At 69.6% G+C, this 15,652-nt stretch carries 14 protein-coding genes; 8 read left to right on the top strand and 6 right to left on the bottom strand.

Annotated elements, in window-relative coordinates; all coding sequences use genetic code 11:
- Window positions 1-15: 15 nt before the first annotated feature.
- From ACQBAT_RS00950 to ACQBAT_RS00940, 3 genes are all read left to right on the top strand, one after another.
- Window positions 16-1,842: an NAD-binding protein gene (locus ACQBAT_RS00950; RefSeq protein WP_420746347.1), complete on the top strand. Its 1,827-nt coding sequence runs from the start codon at window positions 16-18 to the stop codon at window positions 1,840-1,842.
- Between the two features lie 383 nt (window positions 1,843-2,225).
- Window positions 2,226-2,882, top strand: a complete 657-nt coding sequence (locus tag ACQBAT_RS00945; protein WP_420746346.1) for a transglycosylase family protein — start codon at window positions 2,226-2,228, stop codon at window positions 2,880-2,882.
- A gap of 210 nt (window positions 2,883-3,092) precedes the next feature.
- Window positions 3,093-3,599, top strand: a complete 507-nt coding sequence (locus ACQBAT_RS00940; protein WP_420746345.1) for a hypothetical protein — start codon at window positions 3,093-3,095, stop codon at window positions 3,597-3,599.
- A gap of 155 nt (window positions 3,600-3,754) precedes the next feature.
- Here ACQBAT_RS00940 and ACQBAT_RS00935 read toward each other — a convergent pair whose 3' ends face one another.
- The gene (locus ACQBAT_RS00935; RefSeq protein ID WP_420746344.1) at window positions 3,755-5,305 is read right to left on the bottom strand and encodes an NCS2 family permease; all 1,551 of its coding nucleotides are present in this window, start codon (window positions 5,303-5,305) and stop codon (window positions 3,755-3,757) included.
- A 280-nt stretch (window positions 5,306-5,585) separates the two neighbouring features.
- Here ACQBAT_RS00935 and ACQBAT_RS00930 point away from each other — a divergent pair, with 280 nt between their 5' ends.
- Together ACQBAT_RS00930 and ACQBAT_RS00925 are read left to right on the top strand one after the other, a co-directional pair.
- Window positions 5,586-6,386 carry a B3/4 domain-containing protein gene (locus ACQBAT_RS00930; protein ID WP_420746343.1) on the top strand — a complete coding sequence of 267 codons (801 nt, stop codon included), beginning with the start codon at window positions 5,586-5,588 and terminating at the stop codon, window positions 6,384-6,386.
- 220 nt (window positions 6,387-6,606) lie between these two features.
- Window positions 6,607-7,176: a maleylpyruvate isomerase family mycothiol-dependent enzyme gene (locus tag ACQBAT_RS00925; protein ID WP_420746342.1), complete on the top strand. Its 570-nt coding sequence runs from the start codon at window positions 6,607-6,609 to the stop codon at window positions 7,174-7,176.
- Window positions 7,177-7,906: 730 nt separating this feature from the next.
- Here the strand turns inward: ACQBAT_RS00925 and ACQBAT_RS00920 are convergent.
- Window positions 7,907-9,154: a glucose-1-phosphate adenylyltransferase family protein gene (locus ACQBAT_RS00920; RefSeq protein ID WP_420746341.1), complete on the bottom strand. Its 1,248-nt coding sequence runs from the start codon at window positions 9,152-9,154 to the stop codon at window positions 7,907-7,909.
- Window positions 9,155-9,308: 154 nt separating this feature from the next.
- Between ACQBAT_RS00920 and ACQBAT_RS00915 the strand changes: the two genes are divergently transcribed.
- Window positions 9,309-9,563, top strand: a complete 255-nt coding sequence (locus ACQBAT_RS00915) for a type II toxin-antitoxin system VapB family antitoxin (protein ID WP_420746340.1) — start codon at window positions 9,309-9,311, stop codon at window positions 9,561-9,563.
- Window positions 9,560-9,958, top strand: a complete 399-nt coding sequence (locus tag ACQBAT_RS00910; RefSeq protein ID WP_420746339.1) for a type II toxin-antitoxin system VapC family toxin — start codon at window positions 9,560-9,562, stop codon at window positions 9,956-9,958. The genes ACQBAT_RS00915 and ACQBAT_RS00910 overlap by 4 nt, the downstream gene beginning before the upstream one ends.
- 18 nt (window positions 9,959-9,976) lie before the next feature.
- On the opposite strand, the gene ACQBAT_RS00905 is transcribed toward ACQBAT_RS00910, so the two are convergent.
- Window positions 9,977-10,768 (bottom strand): DUF418 domain-containing protein, encoded by a 792-nt coding sequence (locus ACQBAT_RS00905; RefSeq protein ID WP_427197727.1) that lies wholly within the window; start codon window positions 10,766-10,768, stop codon window positions 9,977-9,979.
- Between the two features lie 499 nt (window positions 10,769-11,267).
- Complete coding sequence (locus ACQBAT_RS00900; RefSeq protein ID WP_420746337.1) at window positions 11,268-12,476, bottom strand: ATP-binding protein; 1,209 nt, start codon at window positions 12,474-12,476, stop codon at window positions 11,268-11,270.
- A gap of 248 nt (window positions 12,477-12,724) precedes the next feature.
- Here ACQBAT_RS00900 and ACQBAT_RS00895 point away from each other — a divergent pair, with 248 nt between their 5' ends.
- Window positions 12,725-13,054, top strand: coding sequence for a rhodanese-like domain-containing protein (locus ACQBAT_RS00895; protein ID WP_420746336.1), 330 nt, complete (start codon window positions 12,725-12,727; stop codon window positions 13,052-13,054).
- A 27-nt stretch (window positions 13,055-13,081) separates the two neighbouring features.
- Here the strand turns inward: ACQBAT_RS00895 and ACQBAT_RS00890 are convergent, their stop codons facing one another.
- Window positions 13,082-14,563 (bottom strand): OmpA family protein, encoded by a 1,482-nt coding sequence (locus ACQBAT_RS00890; protein ID WP_420746335.1) that lies wholly within the window; start codon window positions 14,561-14,563, stop codon window positions 13,082-13,084.
- A 222-nt stretch (window positions 14,564-14,785) separates the two neighbouring features.
- Window positions 14,786-15,622, bottom strand: a complete 837-nt coding sequence (locus tag ACQBAT_RS00885) for an HAD family hydrolase (protein ID WP_420746334.1) — start codon at window positions 15,620-15,622, stop codon at window positions 14,786-14,788.
- Window positions 15,623-15,652: the final 30 nt, after the last annotated feature.

Below are 15,652 nucleotides of genomic sequence, written 5' to 3'. Positions count from 1 at the left end.
ACACGGCATACGGGAATGGTGAACCTCCTCCAGCTCCTGCACAGGGGAACGCCCGCGCGTCCCCGGCCGGACTCGCTGCGCCGGCTGCAGGTCGAGGTGCCGCGCAAGACGATGGGGACCGACGCGGTCTTCCTCGTCCTGCGGCGGATCCGGACCCCGCTCGTGGTGGTCGTCAGCGTCTTCAGCCTGATGACCTTCGGGCTCTCGCTGATGCCCGGGAGCGAGGCGCACCCGGAGCGACTCAGCGTCTTCGAGTCCTTCTACGTGATCAGCTATACGGGGCTGACGATCGGCTTCGGCGAGATCCCGCACGCCTTCTCCTATCCGCAACGGATGTGGGTCACGCTGACCATCTACGTGAGCGTGATCGCCTGGTCCTACTCGCTCGCCGTGCTGATCTCGATCTTCCAGGAGAAGACCTTCCGGCACGCGATCGCGCTGCAGCGCTTCAGCGGCAAGGTGCGGCGGATGCAGTCGCCCTTCGTGCTCGTGGTCGGCTATGGCCAGGCGGGCGAGGCGGTCTGCCGGGCGCTCGAAGACCTGGGGCGCGACTTCATCGTGCTCGACAGCAATCCCGACCGGGTGCAGCGGCTGGCGCTGGACGGTTATGCCAGTGATGTGCCGGTGCTGGCCGCGAGCGGGCGGGATCCACGGGTGCTCGGGCTGGCGGGGCTCGGGCACGACAACTGCGAGGCCGTGCTGGCGCTGACCGATGATGACGAGACGAATCTGTCGATCGTGATGACCGTCAACCTGCTGCGGCCCGAGCTGATGGTGATCGCGCGGTGCAGCGACCGGGAGCACGCGCAGCAGATGCACGACTTCGCCGCGGACGTGATCATCAACCCCTTCGACCGGTATGGCGCGTTCCTCGTGATGGCGCTGCGTCGCCCGGCCGGCTTCCGGCTCGCGTCGTGGCTGATGAGCCCGCGGGGTAGTGAGCTGCCGAGCAAGCTGGAGGACCTGGCGGACGGGCACTGGGTGGTGTGCGCGGACGGCGACTTCGGCTTCGAGGTGACGCGGGACCTGGAGAGCGCGGGGCTGGACGTGGTGCTGGTGGACCCGTCGGACGGTCGGCCGGATGTGAGCGATGCGGTGGGTTTCATCGCGGGGGCGGAGTCGGACATCACCAACCTGGCGATGGCGGCGCATGCCCGGATCGAGAACGACGGTCTGTTCATCGCGGTGCGGCAGAACTCGGCGGTGAACGAGGCGCCGCTGCAGGCCTTCGACGCCGACTCGGTCTTTGTGCCGACCGAGTTGTTGGCGCGTGAGGCGGTGGCGCGGATCACCTCCCCGAACTATTGGTCCTTCATCGACCACGTGCTCCACCAGGATGACGAGTGGGACGCCAAGGTGATGGACGACATCGTCGCGGTGGTCGGGGACGAGACGCCCGCGAGCCTGCGGCTGGACCTGGACTATCGGCAGGCCCCGGCGCTCGTGCGGTGGAACCGTGCCGGGGTGGTGACTATCGGGGATCTGCTGCGTGATCCGGAGGAGCGGGAGACGCGGCTGGCGGCCTTCCCGATCGTGCTGGTGCGCGATGGTCGACGGATCTTCACGCCTGCCTTGGACAAGGAGCTGCGCGAGGGCGACTCGTTGCTGCTGCTGGGCAAGGAGCAGGACCTGCAGGTGGTGCGGGAGACGCTCTTCCACGACGCCGCCCTGGAGTACGTCATCACCGGCCGCCGCGTCGCCACGGCGTGGATCTTCCGGGTCCTGCAGCGGCGGGCCTGGGCGAAGTCCGGCGGGCCGGGGGACGGCGCGGGGCCGGGCGGAGGCGCGGGGCCGGGCGGAGGCGCGGGGCCGAGCGACCGCTCCGGCACCCCCGAGGACTGACCGGACGCGCGCTGGGTCGGCCAAGCGGGCCACCGAACGCGCGCTGTGCTCCGGCTCCGGCACACCTCACGCAGCGGCCGGGATTTCAAACATGCACAACGTCCCGTATGCCGCCGCCCACCTGCGGTTCTTCCCTCACCTCCCCCGTTGTGCACGTTTGAAAATCCAGGGCCTGTGAGCCATCTCACCGGAGCCGACCGTCTGCGCAGGTCAGCGGGGCGGGTGAGAGGTGGGGGGCGGCATACGGGGACGGAGTCTGAGAACGACGTCCAGACTTCGGTCCCACGGTGGATAGCCGGTCCGTCGCGGCCCGCGGCGCCCCACCTCTCAGAGGGTGCCCGCCGGATGACCGGAATCCCTGTCCCCAACCGTGAGGTTCACAGATGAAGCACCGTGCCCGTACGCCCCGCCAGCTCGCGACCGTCGTCGCCGCCGCGGGCGCCATGACCGTGGCCGGTCTGATGACCGCCCCCGCCGCCCAGGCCAGCAGCGTCTGGGACCGCGTCGCCGAGTGCGAGTCCGGCGGCAACTGGAGCATCAACACCGGCAACGGCTTCTACGGTGGGCTCCAGTTCGTGCAGAGCACCTGGGAGGGCTACGGCGGTCTGCAGTACGCCCCCCGCGCCGACCTCGCCAGCCGTGACCAGCAGATCGCGATCGCCCAGAACGTGCTCGCCGGCCAGGGCCCGGGCGCCTGGCCGACCTGCTCCGTGCGCGCCGGCCTGACCGCCTCCAACGGCGGCTCCGGCAGCGCTCCGGCGCCGCAGCAGGCACAGCCGCAGCAGTCGCAGGAGCAGGCCCAGCCGCAGCAGTCGCAGCAGCAGCCCCAGGGGCAGGCTCAGCCCCAGCAGCAGGCCGCGCCCCAGCAGGCCGCCCCGAAGGCCGCCGCCCACGACATCGTCGAGATCGTGATCGAGCGCGGCGACACGCTGAGCAAGCTGGCGCTGGAGCACGACGTGCTCATCGAGACCCTCGTGGAGCTCAACGACATCGAGGACATCGACCTGATCATCGCTGGCGAGACGCTGCGCGTGCGCTGACCGGTTGATCGGTCGACCTCGCACTACACGGACGGCCCAGTGCGTCGGTCGTGGCCGGTCCCCGAGTGGGATCGTGGCCATGACTGCTGCACTGGGTCGTCTCTGTGCCGTCCCGTATGCCGTCACCCACCTCCCCCGGCCCGTCACCTCGCGCGGCACTGGAGCGGGCAGACTCGCGCGCACGCGCGCGAACGTCACTACCCTGAGCAGATGGGTCTGTTCGACAAGGTCCGCAGCAGCCTGAGCCGCGGCGAGGATGACAACGCACCACGCCCAGAGCGCCTCAACACGCTTCCTGAGCCGGAGGCGCCAGTCGGTGATCTGCCGCTGAAGCCCGAGATCCAGCGGATCGGCGAGTCCGAGCGGGAACGCATCGCCGCCGGCATCGCGGCGCTCGAGGAGGACGGGGTCGACATCGACGACCTGGCCTCGCTCGGGGCCGGGTACGACCGGGCGCTGGCCCGCTGGATCGATGGCCCCGAGGGCGACCACGGGCTGATCGTGGACCGGATCGCCATGGGCGTCGGCGAGCACCTCGCGCGGCACACCGACCTGGCCTGGGAGATCGTCACCGACGTCTTCGGCACCGACCTCGCCGTCACCGCGGGCGACTTCGTCGTCGTGCCCAACAACCTCGTGGCCGTGCGCTGGATGCGCCGCGAGACCGGCTGGGTCGTCCCGGTCGTCGGCCACCTAGTGACGCTGCGCAACCGCTGACCCCCTGGCCGGCGCTCAGCCGAACCCGCGCGCGGAGGTGAGGTGCGGCATACGGGACTCGGGCCTGACCCCCAACCGACCGAGGGAAAGTTCTCCTCGAGCGTCTTGTATCCCGCTCGAGGAGAACTTTCCCTCGGTCAATCAACTGAGGCCGGCTAACCCTCCCCAAGGAAGATGTACCTCGCCAGCAGCAGGGCCGCCACGATGTAGAGCACCCAGTGCACCTTGTGGGCGCGGCCGGTGAGCACCTTGATCGCGCAGTAGCTGATGATCCCCATCGACACACCGTTGGCGATCGAGAAGGTCAGCGGCATCACGATGATCGTCAGGAACGCGGGCACGCCCTCGGCGACCTCGTCCCAGTCGATGTGGCGGATGCCGTCCATCATCAGCGCACCGACCAGGATCAGCGCGGGAGCGGTCGCGGCGGCGGGGATCGCCCCGGCCAGCGGCCACAGGAAGAGCGCCGCGCCGAAGAGCAGACCGGTCATGGTGGCGGTGAGGCCGGTGCGGCCACCCTCCTCGATACCGGACGCGGACTCGACATAGGCGGTCGTGGTCGAGGTCCCCATGAAGGCACCGAACATCGCCGCGAGACCGTCCATCGAGAAGACCGTCTTGGCCCGCGGCATGTCGCCCTTGGCATCCAGGTAACCAGCCCGCTGTGACAGACCCGTCAGCGTCCCGGTCGCGTCGAAGAAGTCCACGAAGAAGAAGGTGAAGACGACGCTGAGCAGACCCAGGCCCAGCGCACCCATGATGTCCAGCTGACCTACCAGGTCAGAGGGCCACACCGGGGCGCCGATGATGCCGTCCTGGAAGCCCTGGAAGGCGACGTGACTGCCGTCGGCCGGGTTCACGTAGACGGCGGCACGGGTCACGATCGCCAGCACCGAGGCGGACAGGATGCCCCACAGGATGGCGCCCTTGACGCGCAGCTGCAGCAGCACGGCGGTGACGATCAGACCGATCACGGCGAGCCAGGCGCCCGGCTCGGTCAGGTCGCCCAGGCCGACCAGGGTGGCCTCGTTGGCGACGACGATGCCGGCCGAGCGCAGGCCGAGCAGCGCCAGGAAGCAACCGATACCGGCGGTGATCGCCAGCTTCAGACCCATCGGGATGCCCTGCACGATCGCCTTGCGAACACCGAGCACGGACAGGACGACGAAGAGGATGCCGGAGATGAAGACGGCACCGAGCGCGGTCTGCCACGCCACCCCCATGCCGAGCACGACGGTGTAGGAGAAGAAGGCGTTGAGCCCCATGCCGGGCGCCTGCGCGAACGGGTAGCGCGCGATCAGGCCCATGAACAGGGTGCCGACCATGGCCGAGATGCAGGTGACCGAGAGCAGCTGGACGAAGGTCGTGGGACCCACGTCGATCGCGGCGCCGAGGACGTTGGGGTTGACGAAGATGATGTAACTCATCGTCAGGAAGGTCGTCAGACCGGCCCGCAGCTCCAGCGGGATGGAGGAGCCGCTGGCGGAGATGCCGAAGAACTTGTCGAAGGCGTTCTTGGGCGGGGCGGGCGTGGGCTCGCCGTCGCCGTCGGTGTAGTGGTGTGGGCGGGGGAGGCCGGCGCGGTGGGTGGCCTGCTCGGCAGCCACCTCGGTGCGGGCGGTGTCGTGGGTACCGGTGTCGAGCTGGTCGGGGGTGGCCGAGTTGGGGTCGGCGGGTCCCCTGGGGTGCTCTGGGGGTTGGGACATTTCGTGCTCCTTCGGACGATGCTGGCGGGGCGTGACGGGGTGGGGGCGGGCGCCACGGCGCCGGTGTCGCATGGTTGTGCGGTCGGAGGGAGCACGCGTCCTGGTTATCCATGCGAACAGGTCACGGGCTGACTTGACGCGCAAACATACTCCTCCGCGGGGCTGTTGGAAAGAGGCTGAGCGGAAAAACTTTTCCACGATCCGGTATGGCGTGTGACTGGGGTCCGTATGCCGTGTGGCTGGGGTGGTCTGTCGGTGGGCGGTGGCATGCTCCTGGGGTATGGCGAAAGATCAGGTCTCGGAGGAACGTTCAGCTCAGGACGACGCGCTGGGTGGCGGGACTGGGCACGAGTCGGGGCGAGAACCGGGGAGCGGGGCGGGGTCGGAGGGCGGGCTGCCAGCCTCACTCGCCGAGGCCAGGGTGGACCCGGCGGTCTTCGAGCTGCGGCCGGACTACCGGGCGCTGCTCGTGGTGGTCGAGGGGATCCGGCCTGCGCAGAGTGATGCCGATAGCGAGGCGCTGCTGCGACGGGCGGAGGCGTCGGTGGCCGAGCTCAGCAAGCCGATCGACGAGGTGCCGCACGTGGCAAGTTGGCGAGCGGCATACCGGGGCTTCGGAGCGAAACCGCAACGCACGCGCAACAGCCTGGAGGCGCTGATGCGGCGGGCGGAGAAGGGTCTGCCGCGGGTGAACCGGCTGACCGACGTCTACAACGCGATCTCGGTGCTGCACCGGATCCCGCTGGGCGGCGAGGATCTGGACGGCTATGTCGGGGCGCCGCACCTGATCCGGGCGAGTGGGGAGGAGGACTTCGACACGACGGCGAGCGGGCAGGAGGTGGTGGAACATCCCGAGGTTGGCGAGGTGGTCTGGTGTGACGACGAGGGGGTGACCTGTCGGCGCTGGAACTGGCGGCAGGGTCGACGGACAGCGCTGCACGACGGGACGACGCGGGCGCTGTTCATCCTGGACGGGCTGGAACCGGTGACCGACGAGGAGCTGCACGCGGCGGCGGATGAGTTGGTGGCCCAGTTGTCGACGGGAGGTGAGATCACCAGCGCGCGTCGGATGCTGCGGTAATCACCCACCGGACGCGCGGGATGTCAGCGTAATCACCGACCGAACGCGCCAGATGTCAGCGTTATCACCGACCGAACGCGCGGGATGTGGGTGAGAACCACCACCGGACGCGTCGATTCCCCACCCGCGGGACGCCCCGTTGTGCCACATTGGGTGAGGGACACGGCATACCTGCTCCTTGCCCCCCGGCTGCACGCCTCGACCACCCCAGGGAGACACCATGTCTGAACTCACCGACCTCACCCCCGCCGAGCGCCACCGCACGCTGGCCAGCCGCTTCCTCGAGATTGCCGACGGCGTCGATGACTGGGACGCGCCGACGCCCGTCAAGGAGTGGACCAACCGCGACGTCGTCGCTCATCTCACCTGGCTTCCGGGCATGCTCGCCGGCATGGGCGTCGAGCTCGACGTCCCTCAGCACGACGACCCGGTCGAGCAACTTCGCGCCCAGACCGAGGTAGTCCAGGAGCGGCTCGACGGGCCGGATGGGGAGCAGATGGTGGAGACCGGGATGATGGGGCAGCTGTCGTTCTCGCAGGTCATCGACCGGTTCTACAACTTCGATCTGTTTGCCCACGCCTGGGATCTGGCCAAGGGTTCGGGCCAGGAGATCGAGGTCGACGAGGACTACTCGGCGGGTGCTCATGCGGGCATGTCGGCCATGGGTCCCGCGCTCCACGCGTCCGGTCAGTTCGGGTCACCGCAGCCGGTGGCAGACGACGCCCCCGCCTCGGATCGCCTGCTCGCGCTCATCGGTCGCGACCGCGACTGGCGGGCTGACTCGCGGTGAGTGGCCCCACGGTGAGTGAGACCCGCGGTGAGCCGGCACCCATGACTGCCCAGGACGCCGCAGCCGGGCTACAACGCGCCGCCCGCACCCGTCGGCGCATCATGCTGTGGTGCGTGGTGGCGATGGCCGTCGTCGCCTCGCTCCTGACCAGCGCTGTCTTCATCTGGTTCTTCGACGAGCCGTGGCACAACCTGCTCATCAGCTCAGCGGTGTTCATCCTGGTCGCCGTGCTGTTCGGCTGGTGGATCAGTTCTTCAGACTCGGCCCTCAAGAACGCCGCCTCGACCGAGCAGGCAGTGTCCGCTGAACTCACCCAGGTGGACGACCGCAGGGTCACGGTTCGGGTGCACGACGGCACGCTGCTGACCTGGTCGATCCGCTCGCCTCGCACAATCGAGGCCGAGGCCGGACAGCAGCTGTGGCTGTCGACCCCTGCAGCGAAGGGGGAACACATCGTGGCCATGAACCCGGGGGCGGTAGCCAGCAGGGGCCCGAGACACTGTGGCCGGCCGAGGTCGCGTGGACTCACGGCGGCGGCTGAACACAACGCGCGTCCGGTGGGCCAAATCAGCGACATCACGCGCGCCCGGTGGGCGAAATCAGCGACATCACGCGCGTCCGGTGGCCGAAATCAGCGACACAACGCGCGTCCGGTGGGCGAGATTGGCGACATCACGCGCGTCCGGTCGAAGAAGGGGAGGGGAGGGGTGGGGAGGGGTAGGCTGGGCGCTCAGACGGTGGTGCCTGGCTCGAGGCGCGCGCCGGGTTCGACCACCGCGCCGCGCCCGATCCGACTGTCCTTGCCGACGAGCACGATCGCGTCATCGCTGAGGCGCGTCCCCGACGGCCTCGCTCCCACGCGCGCCTCCCGCAGCACCCGCGCGCCACTATCCAGGACGGCGGTCCGCACCTGCGCGCCCGCCTCCACGACCACGCCGTCGAGCAGCACACTGTCCTCGACGACGGCGCCCGCCTGCACCTCGACGCCGTCACCCAGCACCGACCGCACCACGGTCCCGCGCACCCGCGAGCGCGGCCCGATCATCGCGTCCTCGACCACGGCGCCCTCACCGATCCAGCCCGGAACGCCCGGGATCGCCGGCCCGAGCACCGGCCGCAGCGGGTGGTCGAAGACGTCGATCTTGCCGCTCAGCAGGTCGCAGTGCGCCTGCAGGTAGGCCTGCGGCCGCCCCACGTCCTTCCAGTACCCCTCGATCGGGTGCGCGTACACCTTCCCGCGGTCCACGAGCGCTGGCACCAGGTGCTCGCCGAAGTCACCCAGTCCGGTGTCGGCCGGGTCCTCCGCGCCCGTATGCCGCAACGCCCGCAGGCGCTCCAGCTCGGTCAGGAGGACCTCGGGTTGGTAGAGGAAGATCTCGGTCGCCACGGTGCCGACGCTGGTGGAGTCGGGTTTGTACTCGACGGCGCTGACCCGGCCACCGCCCTCGGCACCGTGCACCACCATCTTGTGCCGCGCCTCCTGCCGGCCCACCTCGGCGGTGACCAGCGTGCACTCCGCTCCCCTGCTCAGGTGCTCAGCCACGACCGGTTCCAGGTCCAGGCTGAAGACGTGATCGGCGGAGAGCACGAGCAGCACGTCGGGGGCGAACATCCGGATCGCCTCCCGCATCCGGAACAACCCGTCGGCGTTGCCGAAGCTGAAGCCGTCCTCGTGCGCGGTCCCCGAGCCTTCCTCCGGCGTGATCCGGCGGAAGCCACCCCGGCTGCGGTCCAGGTCCCAGGGCCGACCGCCGGAGAGGTACTCGTCCAGCGAGCTCGACTGGTACTGCACCGCCACCCAGACATCCGCGATCCCTGAGCCGGCCAAGGCGGAGAGCGGAAAGTCGATCAACGCGTGGACTCCGGCGAAGGGCAGCGCGGGCTTGGCGCGCTCGCGGGTCAGGACGTCCATCCGGCTGCCCTGACCTCCTGCCTGCACGATGGCCAGGGTGCGCAGCCCAGTGGGGATCGAGGTCACCTGCGGGACGCTACGCCCACCTGCCCCCTCCTCGCTGCCTGAGCCGCCGCACCCTTGACCCCATCCACTCCTTCTGCGAGCGCTACCGGCGCGTCTCCCCGAACCCTGCACGGCTAGGTACCACGGCACCCGCCATACTGGTACCATCTACCTTATGGCCATCAACATCAAGAACGACAAGGTGTGCGGCCTGATCCGTCAGGCCGCAGAACGGGCTGGCAGGCCCCAGACGTCCGTGCTGGAGGAGGCCCTGGAGCGCTACCTGCGCGATCTCCCGGCCCAGCCGACGACGACGGACCGCGTCAGCGACATCCTGCACACGATCGACTCCCGGCTGACCACGGTCGACATCGTGGTGGCCCAGGACGAGCTGCTGGATCTCTACGACGAGCGGGGCCTGCCGCGGTGATCGTCGACTCCTCGGCCCTGGTGGCGATCATCTTCGACGAGCCCGAGCGCGCGAGCTTTCTCGCCGCCATCGCGGCCGCGGACAGGACCTACCTGTCCGCCGCGTCCTACGTTGAGCTGTGCGCGGTGATCGACGGCCGAGGGGATCCAGTCCTGTCCCGCCAGGTCGACCGACTCCTTGAGCACCTGAGCATCACGATCACCGACCTCACCGTGGAGCAGGCGCACCGAGCCCGTCGCGCCTACCGCGACTTCGGCCGAGGGTCCGGGCACCCGGCAGCCCTGAACCTGGGCGACTGTTTCACCTACGCGTTGGCAACGTCCCGCGACGAGCCCCTGCTCTTCAAGGGTGACGATTTCGGGCACACCGACGTCCGTACCCCGCCGATCATCTGAGACACCCCACCCGCAGCCCTACTCCACCCGGGCCGCCCGGACCGACACACTGCGCAGCAGCGCCTCGAGCGGCCCGCGCCCCAGAGTGAAGCGCCAGACCAGGGCAAACACGATCAACGAACCCACCATCACGGCATACGGGACGTTGTTCTCGTGGTTCATGAAGAAGTCCGGCCACAGGTAGACCATCACGACGTGCGCGGAGTAGGCGGTGAGCGACATCGCGCCGACCGCGGCGAGCGGCAGGGCGAGGCGGCGGCGCCACAGCGGGAGCAGCAGGCACAGCGCCACGATCGCGACCGCGGTCCCACCGAAGGCGAGGAACTCCATCGGCGTCGAGCTGTGCGGGGTGAGCCCGAACAGCGCCCCCGGGTCCGGCAGCGGGGTCTCGGTGTCGAAGCGCGGGCCGGCGCCGCTGATGGTGCCGCTCTCGGTGTTGAGGTAGCTCTCGAACTCCTTGCCCTCGAGGACGGTGCCGTCGGGGCGGGTGGCGGTCTGGGTGGTCCAGTCGATCACCGTGCCATCCGGCCAGGTCTCGGTGTCCGAGATCGCCGGCATGCCCTCGAAGGAGCCCTCCTCAACGACTACCGAGCCACCCGAACCAGAGCCGGCCGAACCCGCCCCAGATCCGACCGAGCCGTGGCCCACCCCGCCTGTCCCCCAGGCGAGCAGCGTGGCCAGGGTGGCGACCACCGCGCCGGTGGCGAGCATCTTCAGCAGCGTGCCGCGCGAGCTGAGATCGAGCCTTGAGAGCGCCAGCCCGACGAGCACAAAACCCATCCACATGATCCCCGGGTAAGTGCCCAACATCGTCTGCGGCACAGCGCCATTGGCCTCCAGCCCGACGCCCCGGGCCAGATGGTGCGGTTGGTAAAGCCGACCTTGTAGCCGAGGACCCGCTCACCCCGCGCCTCACGCAGTCGCCGCACCTCGAGCGCCGCCCAATAGCCCGCCTCCACGTCGGCATAGCCGGCGTCACCCGCGACACCCGGCCACGCCTGAGCCGAGTCATAGTGCGAGAGAAGCTGATCGGTGTCGAGCGCGTGTACTGCGTCGGGGTGGTCGATGGCCATGACTTGACCCTACGTTAAGAATGATTAACGATGGCCGCTCCCAGCGGCCACAAGGGCCACGTGCTGTCATTGACGGACACCTGAGGAGGCTGAGGTGCGCTCAGTGCTCACGACCTATGTGCAGAGGCAACGCCGGCCCACCCTTCTTGAGGCGGCCCAACGCTTCCGCCGGGCGACCGGCGGAGTCGAGTTGGAGTTGCCCGTCCGTGCGGACACTGCGGGACTGCGTCGGCCCGTCACGCCTGGGAGCGCAGATACCTCCCGAAGTGCGGCACCGTGAACGCGATCCGCCCCCGCTCGCCGGAGTAGATCAGCCCCTTCTTCAGCAGCGCGTCGCGCGCCGGGGAGAGGGACTGCGGCTTCCTGTCCAGGTATGCCGCGAGGTCGGCTGTTGCGACGGAGCCCACCTCGTCGAGTTCTTCGCCTTCGTCGGCCTTGGCGGCAGCGACCTCGGCCATCGCCCGGAGGTACTCCCGCTCCCCCGGCGTGGCCCGCTCGTAGCGGGAGCCGAAGAAGCCGACAGCCAGCTCGGCCTCGGCCTCCGGGGCAGCGACGCGGACGTCCTCGGCGCTGATCGGGGACTGCGGGGCAAGGTCCCAGACCTCCTTGCCGTAGGCCTGGATGAAGTAGGGGTAGCCACCTGTTGCGGCATACATCTGCTCGAGGGCCTCGGGAGCCCAGATCGCGTCCTCATCCTCGGCCGGCGACTGGAGGGCACGCTCGGCCTCCTCGCGGGAGAGGCGGTCGATGCGGTTGAAGCGGAAGAGGCGCTCGGAGTAGGACTTGGACGCCGAGAGCACTGCGGGCAGGTGCGGCAGGCCGGCGCCGACGACGATGAGCGGCAGGCCGGACTGGGAGAGCTCGTGGCAGGCGGCGCAGAGGGCGGAGACGTCATCGGGCTGGAGGTCCTGCATCTCGTCGATGAAGATCGCCACGCCCTTGCCGACGTCTGCCGCGAGCCCGCCGACGTCGGTGAACAGCTCGACCAGGTCGATCTCGATGTCGCCAGAGTCGGCGCGGCCGGTGACGGCGGGGGCGTCGATGCCAGGATTCCAGCGGTCGCGCAGCTTTGCGCCGGGCTGGTCCTTCTGGGCGAAGGCCTTGATCACACCGAGGACGTGATCGACCTCCTGGCCCTGCGGGTGGCCGAGCTCTCGGACGGCGACGTGGAGGGCTGCGGCCATCGGGCGGCGCATGCCCTGCTCGGGGCGGGCCTCGTACTTCCCGGTCCCCCAGCGCGCCCGGACCGCGGTGCCGCGCAGGGCATTGAGCAGCACCGTCTTGCCCACGCCACGCAGGCCGGTGAGCACCATCGAGCGCTCGGGGCGGCCGCGCTGAATGCGCTCAAGGACGACCTGGAAGCGGTCGAGCTGCTCGTCACGGCCGGCGAGCTCGGGTGGGCGCTGGCCCGCGCCGGGGGCATAAGGGTTCCTGATCGGGTCCACGCTGGGAGAGTATGCGCTTCTCTAGCAGAATCGGCAGAGGCGCGCAGACGAGGACATCGACACCGATGCCCGACCCCCCTTTCCCGACCGAACGCGCGCCATGTCTTCGAAAACACCCACCGAACGCGCGCGACGTCGCCCAGGACACCCACCAAACGCGCGTCACGCCCACCCGATGCCCCTTTCTGGTGACGTATACAAATGGACGTAGAAAACGACATACAGGACTCGATGGCAGGATGGGAACCATGAGTGACATCCCCACCGTCGCAGTGACCGACCTGCCCGACGACGCCCTGATCCTCGACGTCCGCGAGCCCGACGAGTGGGCCGCCGGCCACGCGCCCAACGCGATCCACATCCCCCTCGGCGACATCCCTGCCCGCCTGGACGAGCTCCCGCCCACCGACGCATCGCTACCGGTGATCTGCCGCAGCGGCGGCCGTTCCGGGCGCGCCGTGCAGTGGCTGGTGCAGCAAGGTTTCGACGTCTGCAATGTCGACCGCGGCATGCGCGGGTGGGCCGAGGCCGACAAGCCGGTCGTCACCGACAACGGGCAGGAGCCCCAGGTTCTCTGACCCGCCTGCGTCCGGGCCGCCCAGCCCCTAGGGGACGAGCACCTCGACCCGACGGTTGCGGGCCTGGGCGGCTTCAACCTGCTCAGGCGTCCCGGCCTCCTCGACCAGCGGCTGGGAGGGACCGTGCCACTCGACGGCGATGTCCCAGCCGTCCCCGAGCTCAGCTTCGAGCGCCGCCGCGACCGCCTCGGCCCGCTCCTGGGAGAGCACCTCGTTCCGCTCCGCGCTCCCCTGGCCATCGGTGTGACCGGCGACCACGATGGAGCGCTTCGGCTGACCATCCAACGCCGCGACCGCCGCCGCGATCGTCTCGCCGGCCTCCGCCGTCAGCGTCGCCTCATCGAACGCGAAGAGCACCTCGGTGTCCAGCGACACCATCAACTCCTCCCCCTCCTCAACCGTCGCACCCGCCTGCTCGCTGCGAGCGGCATAGGTGCGCAGGCTCTCGGTCGGGCCCTCGGCCGCCTCACCCGTGGCCTCCATCACCACCGGCAGCCCCGCGTCCGGCAGCAGCACCAGCCGCGGTCCGCCCGGGTCGGCGACCAGCACATCCAGGGTGATTTGCTCCTCGGCCGGCGGCAGCGCCCCACGATGGCAGTCCTCGTCCTGCACCATCCGGCCGGTCGGCGTGGGCCCCCCATAGGCCGCCAGGCCCTGGAAGCAGTGCTGCCCCTCGAGGTCGGGGAAGGAGAAGCGGTGCTGGGACAGCATGAACGTCGGCTGGAAATCCCCCGGGTTCGCGATCGTCGTCAGCGCGCTCACCACGCCGTCCTCGCGAGTGACCTGGTCGATCGTGAGCACCTCGGTCCAGCCGAAAGGCACGTCATTGGAGTCGGGCAGCTCGGTGACAGGGACGTCCTCGAAGGTCCCGAGATCCGGCAGCTCCACGTCGACCGTCGGCTGGTCCTGGGGCAGCGCGATCACTACCCAGGCGGGCGCCTCGCCCGTGCCTTCGAGCTCTGGGTAGGCGTCCGTCGACAGGCTGCACAGGCAGCGGTCGTCGGCGTCGCGGACCGGCAGGTGCCGCACCTCGTCGGCTCCCACCAGCGCCACGCGCGAGAACTCGTAGCCGCCGCGTGGCCGGAAGAAGCCTGGCTCGAACCAGCTCGCCGCGATTGTCGTCGACGCCGTGGCAGCCACCTTCCCGGTCACCACCACCCGCTCCTCGTCCAGCCGGTGCACGCCGAACAGGGTGAACTCGTTGTCACCGTCCGACAGCGAACCGATCTCCTCCGGCCAGACCCGCTCGACTCCCGTCTCGATGGGCTGGAAGGTGTTGAGCTCGATCTCGGGCTCGGTGGTCTGCTCGACCTCCCCTGAGCCCGTGGCCGCCTCGTCGTCCGTGGCGGCAGTCTCGGGGGCGTCGGCGTCCGAGGCGTCGGTCTCGGGCGCTGGTGCGACCTCGGTCTGCTGGCTGGACTCTTCGCCAGGCTCGCCGTCGGGCGTGCAGGCGGCGAGCGCGGCAGCGGTGGCTACCGCGGTCAGCACGGCGGTCGTTCGACGTCGCATGCAGTTCCTCCGTGGGCTCTCGTCCCTGTATGTCGTGTCTCGGCACGGGAGCAGACCTCCCCCAACCCAGGCGTTGGGTTGCCTCCCGAGAACGCTTCGCAGACTGACACACACCTCCGACAGACCCCTCCCGCCCGACCGGCGACACCATCTGTCGCCACCGGCGACACCATTTGTCGCGACCGGGGACACCATCTGTCGCGGTCGGCGACCCGCTCGCGGTCAGGGGAGAGTGAAGACTCGAGCCTGCCAGCCGAACTCGCGTGCTGCGTCGACATTGCTCGGTCGGTCGTCGGTGAAGTGCACCTCGCCCACGCCGACCCGACGCCCGAGGCGGCGTTCGATCTCAGCGTGCGCGACGGCATACGACTCGGGGGCGGGCTTGGCGAAGCCCAGATCGGCGGCATTGAGCAGGTGCGGAAGAAGATGACCCAGGCCGATCCGCTCCAGCTCAGTCGGTACGCGATCGGTCCCGTTGGTGAAGACGAAGGTCGGGGTGCCCGCGGCGAGCAGCCCATCAACCAACTCGACCGTGGGCGCGATCGGGCTGCCGTGATCCGAGGTCCAGGTCGCGATCGCGGCTTCGGCGGCCTCTTCCGGATGCCCGTCGGAGATCAGGCGAGCACGCACGGCCGCTGCCCACTCGGCATACCGGGCCTTGCCAACCACCATGGCGGAGGCCTCGGGCAGACCGAAGGCGAGCCCCATGAAACCGCCCTGGCGGAACCCGAGCCGCGTCTCCATCGCCGCCACCGCTCCCGACTCATCGAAGGTGCGGATCACGCCGTCGAGGTCCAGCACCGCGACCCCGGCGCGGCGCAGGAAGGCGGCGACCCGCCACCGGTCCGGCGCGGGCGGGACCTCCTTGGCGATCACGACGTCGGCGACCGGGATCGCGATGCGCTCCCCGCGACGCTCAACAACGACCTCAACTTCGCCGAGCTTGACCAACTCGCCCAGCACATCGGTGGCACGCTCACCGCCCTCGATGAGGTGGCGGACCACCACGCGAGAGCCGGGACGGACGCGGGCGAGACGGTGAAGCGCAGGAGTGGACATCGCGGCTCAGCCTACGGCGTCGATGCGATT

Origin of the sequence: Ornithinimicrobium pulveris, from assembly GCF_050261105.1 — a bacterium.
In the GTDB taxonomy this organism is placed as follows: Bacteria; Actinomycetota; Actinomycetes; order Actinomycetales; family Dermatophilaceae; genus Ornithinicoccus.
Note: the sequence above shows the minus strand (reverse complement) of the source record. Positions and strands in the feature narration are given on the sequence as shown.

Coding starts and splice junctions, on each gene's coding strand:
- ACQBAT_RS00885 (WP_420746334.1), bottom strand. CDS start 15,622: ATGTCCACTCCTGCGCTTCACCGTCTCGCCCGCGTCCGTCCCGGCTCT.
- ACQBAT_RS00915 (WP_420746340.1), top strand. CDS start 9,309: ATGGCCATCAACATCAAGAACGACAAGGTGTGCGGCCTGATCCGTCAG.
- ACQBAT_RS00940 (WP_420746345.1), top strand. CDS start 3,093: ATGGGTCTGTTCGACAAGGTCCGCAGCAGCCTGAGCCGCGGCGAGGAT.
- ACQBAT_RS00935 (WP_420746344.1), bottom strand. CDS start 5,305: ATGTCCCAACCCCCAGAGCACCCCAGGGGACCCGCCGACCCCAACTCG.
- ACQBAT_RS00895 (WP_420746336.1), top strand. CDS start 12,725: ATGAGTGACATCCCCACCGTCGCAGTGACCGACCTGCCCGACGACGCC.
- ACQBAT_RS00905 (WP_427197727.1), bottom strand. CDS start 10,768: ATGTTGGGCACTTACCCGGGGATCATGTGGATGGGTTTTGTGCTCGTC.
- ACQBAT_RS00890 (WP_420746335.1), bottom strand. CDS start 14,563: ATGCGACGTCGAACGACCGCCGTGCTGACCGCGGTAGCCACCGCTGCC.
- ACQBAT_RS00930 (WP_420746343.1), top strand. CDS start 5,586: ATGGCGAAAGATCAGGTCTCGGAGGAACGTTCAGCTCAGGACGACGCG.
- ACQBAT_RS00945 (WP_420746346.1), top strand. CDS start 2,226: ATGAAGCACCGTGCCCGTACGCCCCGCCAGCTCGCGACCGTCGTCGCC.
- ACQBAT_RS00925 (WP_420746342.1), top strand. CDS start 6,607: ATGTCTGAACTCACCGACCTCACCCCCGCCGAGCGCCACCGCACGCTG.
- ACQBAT_RS00950 (WP_420746347.1), top strand. CDS start 16: ATGGTGAACCTCCTCCAGCTCCTGCACAGGGGAACGCCCGCGCGTCCC.